A 4,910-nucleotide genomic window follows, 5' to 3' on the forward strand; every position below is an offset into this window, starting at 1 on the left:
GTGAAGCAGACAGAGGCGGCGCGGCTCAGGAAGAATCCACCAATTAATGTAAAATGTTTCGCAAAATAGAAAAATAAGAAAAAATTTTTAAAAAAGCGGGGAGTTTCCTCGCTTTTTTACGTTTTTCCGAGCGAGACGGACAAACGTTTCCTTGACATAACGAATTGAATTCCTGTATAATAATGCTCTGAATATACTGCGGTGAAGTATGCCCATCCGGCAGGGGGTGCCCGGGAAACTTTCCGCAAAAAGGATAAAAAACAGAAGGAGGAGCATGATGATCAAATATATCTTAAAAAACTGCATAATTAGATAGATATCCAATTAATATTAAGAGAGGATTATTTTAATCAATCTTTAATTTATATAATCGAACCTAGTGTTAAACGAACAATCTTTTTACAAAACTACAATTAGATTCTCTTTTTGTATTCTTATTAAACAAACGTGCTTACGTTAGTTTAAGTGTAACATTTCACATAGAAAACCAACCATAGCCTTTAACATAACCATTTATTTGAAAAAAAGATATCCTAGTACATTTCTTCAAAGGCTGCAAAATGTTCACTTTTATGTTTTATAGGTGCTTTTCCTGAGAGTTTGTTTGACCAATGGTTAGTATGTTTTTTCTTTTCTTGATAGCTTCAATTACTCCATCTGAAATTTCCTTCTGTGTTAACCACCTTGGGCGGGTACCTTCTATTAAAAATCCCAATTGAACTTGATGATAGGAACAATTTTTAGGCAGTACAGCTTCTCGTTTAACCCTTTTTAAATCCGAGCTACTCCCTAAAATATGAAACAAATCCCACCTACTTTTACTAATGGAAACCTCCGCTGCAATTATTTTAAGTGCCTCTGGAGCAGTCGAGTGTATCCAAGCTACCACAATATCAATCCCACCATTTTCATTAATTGTTGTATGCACCTTCTTTTGTAATTCAGCATAATTGTTATAATCAAGAAGAAGTGGGGTTATATGATTATTTAAGTCCGTCTGTTCTATTAGATCTTTCATGCGTTTGGGACTTCTAGCGATAATTGAAACATGATATCCCTGATTTAATAACCAGAGGGAGACTCTGGATAGCATCCCAGTTCCACCGACTACTAAGGCATGATTCATAATATTTCCTCCTTACGATACAATTGCTCGATAGAAAAACTTTTCTGCCCCATGCAAAAACGTCTAATTTCAGTCGCACTATGTATTAAATAAGGTTCCATTTAGTGCTTCAATATAACGAGTGGCAGATTTTTGAACAGTTCGCTTGGCCTCTTCTTTAATGACAAGATGAAAGGCATCATATAAACGCGCAAACTTCAATTCTTTTATCCTAATGGAAATCCTTTCTACAGTCGCTTCTGGAAGAGGGATAAAGTTTGGATAACTGTACATAAAGCTTACCCATGAACGGTCAGCTACGACACGAATGATATCCCCAGTCATTAAAACTCCGCTTTGGTTATCTCCATTTTTCCATTCTAAAACTGTGCCACCTTTAAAATGGCCACCAATTCTATGTAGGATGATTCCTTCTTTTAGTTCAAGTGACTCACCAGACCAAAAAACTATTCGCTCACTTGGTCTCATAACCCATTCTTTATCATCTTCATGAATGTAAATTGGAGCGTTAAAGGCTTCAGCCCATTCTACTTGACTAGAGTAGTAGTGTGGATGAGATAAAGCGATTGCATCAATTCCACCTAAATCTTCTATTTTGCTAATCGTTTTTTCATCTATATAAGAAATACAATCCCATAATAAATTGAAATCCTTGTCATGTATGTAATAGGCTGTTTGACCAATTCCAAAACTGGGACTAGTGTTTATGCTGTATAGTCCTTCTTCTTCGATATTAATAGTATTTTTGTATATGCCTTCGTTAATCATAGATTCTAATGTGGTCCAATTTTGTCCCTTAGAACTAATAAATTGTCTTTCTTCACCGCAAATTATACATTCCTTTGGTTTCCCAAAAGAATTTTCATACTGAACTCCGCATGTCTTACAAATATATCTATCCAAAATAATCACTCCTCCTCTAAAATTCATTTTAGTTTGTGTGTTCTGGTATATCTTGTAATTGAATTGTATCACTATAAATAATGCGTCAATCTAATACTTTTGATTGAAAATTCAATATTATGTGGAGAGTTTAACGTAGTATGTTTTGAAAGAGAAGATAAGATTGGGAGGATATTGTTTCAGAGGAATTGAACTAACGGCAAATAAAAACGACTCTCTAAAAAGAGAGCCGTTTTCTATATGATTATTTTAAGTATGATGTATTAATTATTCATCTATGGATTCTTCTAGTTCCTTATCCTCTTGATCTTCGGGAACTTTGACAACTTCTAGATATTGAATGTGATGACCGTCGATTTCTTTGACAGTAAATTCGTAGCCTTGTTCTAGGAGCTTTTCACCACTGACCACATCGTAGCTTTTTGTCATAAACCACCCACCAATAGTATCGATATCTTCTTCATCAATATTAATATTTAGTAAGTCATTTAAGCTTTCGATTAACATCTTAGCGTCAATAATATAATGGTTTTCAGCAACCTTTTGAACCTCAGGCAGCTCATCTGTGTCAAACTCGTCGCGGATATCGCCTACGATTTCCTCGATGATATCTTCAATCGTGACAAGACCAGAAGTTCCTCCGTATTCATCCATTAAGATGGCCATGTGAATACGTTCACGTTGAATTTTAAGTAATAAATCAGCGATAGGCATGTTTTCAATTACTCGAATAATTGGCTGCATGTAGTCAGCTACCGGAGTAGTGGCGTTTGCAGGATCTCGTATAAAGGCAGTTAAAAGATTTTTCATATTAACAAGTCCGATAATATGGTCTTTATCTCCATCAGTTACAGGATATCTTGTGAACTGTTCGACACCTACGACTTCAAAAACCTCACTAAGGGTTAAATCCTTATCGATGGAAGTGATTTCAGTTCTAGGAACCATAATTTCTTTTGCTATACGATCATCAAATTCGAAAATTTTGTTTACATACTTATACTCTGCTTGATTGATTTCTCCACCCTTAAAACTGTCCGAAAGAATCATTCGTAATTCTTCCTCGGAATGGGCTACTTCTGATTCTGAAACAGGCTCTAATCCAAACACCTTGGTCGCTAAGAAACGTGCCGATCCATTCATACCATGGATTACCGGATACATAATTTTATCAAATATGACTAACGGCTTAGCAACTGCCAATGTAATCTGTTCAGATCGTTGAATAGCAAATGTTTTAGGGGTTAATTCTCCAACTACTACATGTATATATGTTACTAATGAGAACGCAATGATAAAAGAAAGTAAAGAAGAAACACTTTCTGGAAGCTCAAAATACTCAAATGCTGGATGTAAGATTCTTTCTATAGTTGGTTCTCCCAACCACCCTAATCCTAAAGCAGTGATTGTAATACCTAACTGACAGGCAGATAGATATTCGTCCAAATTGGAAACAACCTTCTTAGCATTAATAGCTTTTTTGTTTCCTTCAGCTAAAAGCTGATCGATTCTTGTTGTTCTTACTTTTACTATTGCAAATTCACTTGCAACAAAAAATGCAGTGAAAGCGATTAAGACAGCAAAAGCTGTCAACCGTATGGCTATGTCCAAATAATTACTTTGTCCCTAACCCAAATGGGGGGTAGAACAAAGTGTACACCTCCTGTTTTCTAAAAAAATAGTTTCTAGGTTTAATAATAAAATATATAAAAAGAAATTACAAATCTTTATTCTTTAGGTTGCGACTTCATATTTCCCCCTGTAATCTTGAGATATAGTTTTCCTATTTGTTAGATAATTTTGATGAACTAGGGGGTATGGAAAAATAGTGAAAAAATATATTGAAATAGCAAGTGCTTCAACGAAATTAGGATTAACATCTTTTGGTGGACCGGCTGCTCATTTGGCTTATTTCCGAGAAGAGTATGTGCAGAAAAGGAAATGGCTAGACGAAAAGTTATATGCTGACATTGTGGCTATTTGTCAATTCCTACCGGGGCCAGCCTCATCTCAAGTGGGCATTGCTATCGGCATACTAAGAGGAGGAATAATTGGTGGGATCATATCATTTTTAGGGTTTACCCTTCCTTCCATTATACTGCTTGTATTGTTTTCAGCATTTTTGATATCTACCAACTCATTTGACAGTGGGTGGCTACAGGGATTGAAAATCGTTGCAGTTGCCATTGTTGCTCATGCTTTATTGGGAATGCAAAAGACACTTGCACCAGATCGTATACGTATTTCCATTGCAATAGCTTGTGCCATTTTAACATTACTTATTCCAACAATAGTAGGTCAATTTAGCATATTGATTGCAGCTGGATTGTTTGGATTTATATATTTCCGTTCCGATGAAAATGAACCTGCTCCAAATATTAGGCTTCCTTTTGGGAAAACAACAAGTATTATTGCTTGGATTTTGTTTTTTGGACTTCTTATTTTTTTGCCGTTATTGAAGCCATTTATAAATTCAACCTACTACTTAATTTTTGATATTTATTATCGTGTCGGTTCTTTAGTTTTTGGAGGAGGCCATGTTGTACTGCCCATGCTTCAGCGAGAGGTAGCACTTTCCTCTGATGTATTTTTAGCTGGGTATGGTGCTGCTCAAGCGGTCCCAGGTCCATTGTTTACGTTGGCTAGTTTCTTGGGTCATGCTACAGCTGGTATTCCAGGAGCTTTAATAGCTACATTTGCCATATTTTTGCCCTCCTTTCTAATGGTAATTGGAATACTACCATTTTGGTCAGCTATACGACAGAAAAAAGGAGTTCAGAATGCCTTAAAGGGAGTTAATGCAGGTGTAGTAGGAATCCTTCTCGCTGCGTTATATGACCCGGTTTGTACTAGTTCAGTTAAAGAATCATCGGATTTCACC

At 36.0% G+C, this 4,910-nt stretch carries 4 protein-coding genes; 1 reads left to right on the plus strand and 3 read right to left on the minus strand.

Annotated features, from left to right (window positions below; all coding sequences use genetic code 11):
• Nucleotides 1–577 precede the first annotated feature (577 nt).
• From AC06OU_RS00285 to AC06OU_RS00295, 3 genes are all read right to left on the minus strand, one after another.
• The gene (locus AC06OU_RS00285; RefSeq protein WP_475853331.1) at nucleotides 578–1,126 is read right to left on the minus strand and encodes a short-chain dehydrogenase; all 549 of its coding nucleotides are present in this window, start codon (nucleotides 1,124–1,126) and stop codon (nucleotides 578–580) included.
• A 78-nt stretch (nucleotides 1,127–1,204) separates the two neighbouring features.
• Nucleotides 1,205–2,029 carry an MBL fold metallo-hydrolase gene (locus AC06OU_RS00290; RefSeq protein WP_475853332.1) on the minus strand — a complete coding sequence of 275 codons (825 nt, stop codon included), beginning with the start codon at nucleotides 2,027–2,029 and terminating at the stop codon, nucleotides 1,205–1,207.
• A gap of 267 nt (nucleotides 2,030–2,296) precedes the next feature.
• The gene (locus AC06OU_RS00295; RefSeq protein WP_475853334.1) at nucleotides 2,297–3,640 is read right to left on the minus strand and encodes a hemolysin family protein; all 1,344 of its coding nucleotides are present in this window, start codon (nucleotides 3,638–3,640) and stop codon (nucleotides 2,297–2,299) included.
• 214 nt (nucleotides 3,641–3,854) lie between these two features.
• Here AC06OU_RS00295 and chrA point away from each other — a divergent pair.
• Nucleotides 3,855–4,910: chromate efflux transporter (gene chrA, locus AC06OU_RS00300; RefSeq protein WP_475853336.1), on the plus strand; the 1,056-nt coding region annotated here is incomplete at its 3' end.

The sequence above is a fragment of the Psychrobacillus sp. genome (assembly GCF_056205495.1).